We start from the raw sequence: 4,786 nt of genomic DNA, 5'->3' as shown, positions 1-4,786 counted from the left end.
GCCAGAAAGTCGTGAGCCCTGACGTCGGCGCCTTTGCCGACCACGAGCGGCAGATTGAGGAAGCGGCGCGAGACGTAGGGCTCGAGCACCGCGCCGTCGGAGGCGATCACCGACAGGCGGCCGTTCTGCTGCCACAGCGCGAAGGCGGTGCGCTCGACGATGTCGATCTGCAGCCGGCCCGGATAGAGCTTCAGGATCGTTGCATCCGCGATCCAGGGATTGGCCTTCAACTTGGCGCGCACGGTGTCGGCGTCGAGGAACAGCAGCGAGGAGCGGCCATTGACGCCGCCGATCGCGAGCACCTCGTCCTGGCTCAGCTGCTTGCGGCCGTTGATGCCGACGGTGGTGATGCGGAAGCCGGCGGTGTTGGCAAGCGCGTTGCGGGTGTCGCTGAGCGCGGTGGTGAATTCCTCGACATGGCCGCCCTTGACGATGCCGAGGCCCAGGCTGCCGAACAGGATCGCGAGCGTCGCGACCAGGCCGATGCGGCGCGGCAGATAGCGTTCGACCATCAGGATGTAGCGGTTCGGCGGCTCGCGATCGATCACCTGCGGCCGCTTGGCGGGACGCCGCCTGCGGCGCGCGAGATGGGCGCCGATATACTCGCGCAGCAGCACCGCCGCTCCAATAGCGGCTGCTCTCAGGTCAGCTTGAGGCCCCAGCGATCGCAGCGATCGGGTGAGGCGTCCTGCACCATCCATTGCACGAGCTCGTCACATGTTGCGCCCGCAAACCCCGCGGGTCCCGGCACAAATCACGTCTCGGCTAGACCGGTGGGATTAGAGTGGCCCCCTGTTCCCTGGTTGCGATCCTCGAAGCGGTAATCCGCGACAGCTCACGCCCCGGCAGCCAAGCGCTACATGCGCCGCCAGCGTTAACCTTCGGGCTTCCTGGTAAACAAACGGTAAATGACTTCGGCCTGGAGCGTGTTTTGACCAACGCTGTGAGTACTTTGCCGCGAACTCGTTAGCATTTTAGCAACAGCGCCCGGGTTCCATCCGGCCGACCAGGGCGGGTTCCGCCCGGCCGGGCATTAACTTCGGACGCGGCGGCGGGCCAGCTCGATCTGGTCGGTGAGGAAGTCGGCAAAGGCGATGCCCTGTGCTTTCAAGGCCTTAGGGTACAGTGATGCCGCGGTGAGCCCCGGCAGGGTGTTGGTCTCGAGATAGACCGGGCCATTGGCCGAGACGATGAAATCGCTGCGCGAGTAGCCTGCGCAGGACAACGCACGATGCGCCCGCAGCGCGTGGTCCATGATCGCGGCGCTGACCTCAGGCGCGAAGCGGCCGGGACAGATCTCCTGCGTCGACTTCAAAAGGTATTTGGCTGTGTAGTCGAAGGTTCCCTCCCCCGGCACGATCTCGATCGGCGGCAGCGCGAACACGGAGCCGTCGGACTGCTCGAGCACGCCGCAGGTCGCCTCCACGCCCGACACGAACGGCTCGATCAGATATTCTTCATGCTTCGCGGCATTGCGGACCGCGACGAGATCCTGCTTCGCGCTGACGAAGATCAGCCCGTAGCTCGATCCGTCCTTGGCCGGTTTCGCAATCAGCCTGCCGTGTTTCGCGAAGGCGTCATCGATCTGTTCGACATTGATGCCCTGCGGCGCGTTGAGGCCTGCGATCGCGGCGAAGCGCTTTGCCGACGGCTTGTCGAACGCCAGATGCGATGATGCCGAACCGGAGCCGGTGAACGCAACGCCGCGCATCTCGCACATCGCCTGCAATTCGCCATTCTCGGCGCGGCCGCCGTGCAAACCGAACACCAGCACCCGCTGCTCGGCGCTCGCCTTGTCGAGCGCCTGCTCGAGTGCGATGCCGCGACCGTCGGGCTTGAAGTCGACCTCGAACGGCCGCGTGTGGCCAAGCAGTTTTTCCGACGTCACCGCGTGCACGGTGTCGTCGACGTCCCAGAACCAGAGATCCGCGTCGGGCAGCGCGCGGTGCAGCGCCTGCGTGCTCGCCACCGAGACCAGCCGCTCCTTGTTGGTGCCGCCGAACAGAATGGTCACCTGCATCTTCTTTGCCTGTCTTCGCTACTTCCGTCATTCCGGGATGGTCCGAAGGACCAGACCCAGGTGCGCAATCGCGCACCCGGGAATCTCGATTAACGACCTCTGGATTCCGGGTTCGATGCTGCGCATCGCCCCGGAATGACGACTACGATGAATTTCCGATCCGCTTGATTTCCCAGTGTAGCTCAATTCCGCTGCTTTGCTTGACCCGTTCGCGCACCGTCTCGCCGAGCGTCTCGATGTCGTGCCCGGTGGCGTTGCCGGTGTTGATCAGGAAATTGCAGTGCATCTCCGACACCTGCGCGCCGCCGACCTTGAGGCCGCGGCAGCCGGCGGCGTCGATCAGCTTCCAGGCGCTGTTGCCAGGTGGATTCTTGAAGGTCGAGCCGCCGGTCTTCTCGCGGATCGGCTGCGCGGTCTCGCGATGGCTCTGCACCTCGTTCATGCGGGCGCGGATCACCTCAGCATCGGTGATCGTGCCGCGGAAGCGCGCCGAGGTGAAGACGATGGACGGATCGACGCCGCTGTTGCGATAGACGAACTTCATGTCGGCATTGCCGAACGTATGCTTCGTTCCATCGCGGCCGATGCCGGTGGCCTCGATCAGCACGTCTTTGGTCTCGCCGCCGTTGGCGCCGGCATTCATGCGCAGCGCGCCGCCGACCGTGCCGGGAATGCCGAAGAAGAATTCCATGCCGCCGATATCAGCCGCCGCAGCCGTCTCGGCGACGCGCTTGTCGAGCGCCGCAGCGCCGGCGGTGACGACATCGCCGACCGCGCGGGTCTCGCCGAAGGCGCGCGGCGCGAGCCGGATCACGACGCCGGGCATGCCGCCATCGCGCACGATCAGATTGGAGCCGACGCCGACGACATAGACCGGCAATTCCTGCGGCAGGCGGTTCAGGAAATAGGCGAGGTCATCTTCATCTGCCGGTGTGAACAGCACCTGCGCCGGGCCGCCGACGCGAAACCAGGTCAGCTCCGCCAGCGACTGGTTCGCCAGCAGCCGCCCGCGCAGCTCCGGCATCGCGGCTTTCAGATCGGGCGTGATGTCGGGGAAGGTCACGATCACCCCAGCGCCTTCAATTCGGCAGGCAGTGCGTAGGCCCATTGCGTGATGTTGCCGGCGCCGAGGCAGACGACAAGGTCACCGGGCTTGGCGAGGCCGTGCACGATCTTTGCGAGTTCGCCCGCGTTCGGCAGCGGGACAACGTTGCGATGGCCGTGGGCGCGCAGGCCGGCGGCGAAATGGTCGCGGTCGATGCCGGCGATCGGCGCCTCGCCGGCCGGATAGACCTCCGCGACCACGACCGCATCGGCATCGTTGAAGCAGGTGCAGAATTCCTCGAACAGCGATTGCAGGCGGGTGTAGCGATGCGGCTGCACCACGGCGACGATCTTGCCGTTGACGGATTCCCGCGCCGCCTTCAGCACGGCTGCGATCTCGACCGGATGATGACCGTAATCGTCGATCACGGTGATGCCGTTGGTCTCGCCGGTCTTGGTGAAGCGCCGCTTGACGCCGCCGAAGCCGGCCATGGCCTGGCGGATGACGTCGTCGGACACGCCGAGCTCGTGCGCCACCGCGATCGCCGCCGTCGCATTCGATGCGTTGTGGCGCCCCGGCATCGGCAGCATGATATCGGCGATCTCATGGACCGCGCCGGACTTGCGATCGCGGATCGCGACCGAGAATTTCGAGCCGCCGCCCATCGGCGTCAGATCCTTGAGCTGCGCATCGGCCTGCGGGTTCTGGCCGTAGGTGATGATGCGGCGGTCTTCGATCTTGCCGACGAGAGTTTGCACCACGGGGTGATCGGTGCACATCACGGCAAAGCCGTAGAACGGGACGTTCTCGACGAAATTGCGGAACGCGTCCTGGATCGCTTCGAAGGTCTTGAAGTGATCGAGATGCTCGGGGTCGATATTGGTGACGATGACGACGTCGGACGGCAGCTTCAGGAAGGTGCCGTCGCTCTCGTCGGCCTCAACCACCATCCAGTCGCCAGCACCGAGCCGCGCGTTGGAGCCATAGGCGTTGATGATGCCGCCATTGATCACGGTCGGGTCGAGCCCGCCGGCATCGAGCAGGGTCGCCACCATCGTGGTCGTGGTGGTCTTGCCATGGGTGCCGGCGATCGCGACGCAGCTCTTCAGCCGCATCAGTTCCGCCAGCATCTCGGCGCGCCGCACCACCGGAATGCGTCGCGCGCGGGCCGCCATCAGTTCGGGATTATCGCGCTTGATCGCAGTCGAGACCACGACGACATCGGCGCCGTCGACATTCTCGGCGGCGTGGCCGACCGAGATTTTTGCGCCCTTCTTGCGCAGCCGGTCCAGGTTGTAGTTATCCGAAGCATCGGAACCCTGCACGGTGTAGCCGAGATTGATCAGCACCTCGGCGATGCCGCTCATGCCGATGCCGCCGATCCCGACGAAGTGAATGGGTCCGATCTCGCGCGGCAGTCTCATGTTGCTAACACCTTCATCGTGTCCGGGCTCACCCGGCAATCCTCCGACTTATGAAAGACTGATATGGCCAGGACAAGCCCGGCCATAGCGTCCCACGCCCGAAAATTCTTCGAAAGCGGCCTAAATTCCTGCCACTTTCGCCACCAGATCGGCCAGCCGCTCGGCGGCATCGAGCCGGCCGACGCCGCGCGCTGACGCCGCCATCGCGGTCAGTTTCGCGGGTTCGGCAGCGTAGGCCGAAATGTCAGCGGCCAGCCGCTCGGACGTGAAGTCGCTCTGCGCGATGCGCAGCGCGCC

Annotated in this window: 3 protein-coding genes and 3 pseudogenes; all 6 read right to left on the bottom strand. The window is 65.2% G+C overall.

The features are described from left to right. Nucleotides 1–701: pseudogene (locus tag AKL29_RS20530) on the bottom strand (cell division protein FtsQ/DivIB); the annotation flags it as partial. Next, nucleotides 641–965, bottom strand: a pseudogene (locus AKL29_RS45175) (D-alanine--D-alanine ligase); the annotation flags it as partial. The pseudogenes AKL29_RS45175 and AKL29_RS20530, both read right to left, overlap by 61 nt. Before the next feature lie 68 nt (nucleotides 966–1,033). Next, the gene (locus tag AKL29_RS20525) at nucleotides 1,034–2,020 is read right to left on the bottom strand and encodes a D-alanine--D-alanine ligase family protein (RefSeq protein ID WP_050385395.1); all 987 of its coding nucleotides are present in this window, start codon (nucleotides 2,018–2,020) and stop codon (nucleotides 1,034–1,036) included. 142 nt (nucleotides 2,021–2,162) lie between these two features. Next, a complete protein-coding gene (murB, locus tag AKL29_RS20520) occupies nucleotides 2,163–3,083 on the bottom strand; it encodes a UDP-N-acetylmuramate dehydrogenase (RefSeq protein ID WP_028332546.1) in 921 nt (306 codons plus the stop codon). A gap of 2 nt (nucleotides 3,084–3,085) precedes the next feature. Next, entirely contained in the window at nucleotides 3,086–4,489 is a 1,404-nt protein-coding gene (gene murC / locus AKL29_RS20515; protein WP_050385394.1) for a UDP-N-acetylmuramate--L-alanine ligase, read from the bottom strand. Nucleotides 4,490–4,609: 120 nt separating this feature from the next. Beyond that, nucleotides 4,610–4,786 (bottom strand): annotated as a pseudogene (locus tag AKL29_RS45170) (UDP-N-acetylglucosamine--N-acetylmuramyl-(pentapeptide) pyrophosphoryl-undecaprenol N-acetylglucosamine transferase); the annotation flags it as partial.

Source organism: Bradyrhizobium pachyrhizi, assembly GCF_001189245.1.
GTDB classification, from domain to species: domain Bacteria; phylum Pseudomonadota; class Alphaproteobacteria; order Rhizobiales; family Xanthobacteraceae; genus Bradyrhizobium; species Bradyrhizobium pachyrhizi.
The sequence above is the reverse complement of the archived record's forward strand: the minus strand, read 5'-3'. Positions and strand labels throughout refer to the sequence as shown.

What these genes read in the sequence shown, in the direction of transcription:
- AKL29_RS20525 (WP_050385395.1), bottom strand. Translation starts at nt 2,020, where the DNA reads ATGCAGGTGACCATTCTGTTCGGCGGCACCAACAAGGAGCGGCTGGTC.
- murC (WP_050385394.1), bottom strand. Translation starts at nt 4,489, where the DNA reads ATGAGACTGCCGCGCGAGATCGGACCCATTCACTTCGTCGGGATCGGC.